Below are 296 nucleotides of genomic sequence, written 5' to 3'. Positions count from 1 at the left end.
TGCACGGTATGCTGGTTCGGAAGCTGAATGATCTTGTCGCATTTCATCACATCAAGACGGATGCGGCAGACACGCGTATTGGCCTTGTCATTGGCATAGAGATAACGCCCGTCATAAGTTCCTTCGGTGAAGGACGGATGCGGGTGGTGCAAGTCACCATTCAGGAATATGCCGCCACGATCTTTGAGGAACTCTTGATCTTGCGGCAGAAGGCCCTCCGTCAGCACCTTCAGGCTCTCATTTGTCTGGCCCCAGCCGGTCGCGCTATCGCGATTGAACACTGGAATGCGCATCAA

The 296-nt window shown here is 53.7% G+C and carries 1 pseudogene; it reads right to left on the bottom strand.

Annotated elements, in window-relative coordinates:
* Window positions 1-296: pseudogene (locus tag HWX93_RS22820) on the bottom strand (TAT-dependent nitrous-oxide reductase); the annotation flags it as partial.

Source organism: Brucella tritici (assembly GCF_902825325.1).
Lineage (GTDB): Bacteria > Pseudomonadota > Alphaproteobacteria > Rhizobiales > Rhizobiaceae > Brucella.
This window is presented reverse-complemented; position numbering and strand designations above follow the sequence as displayed.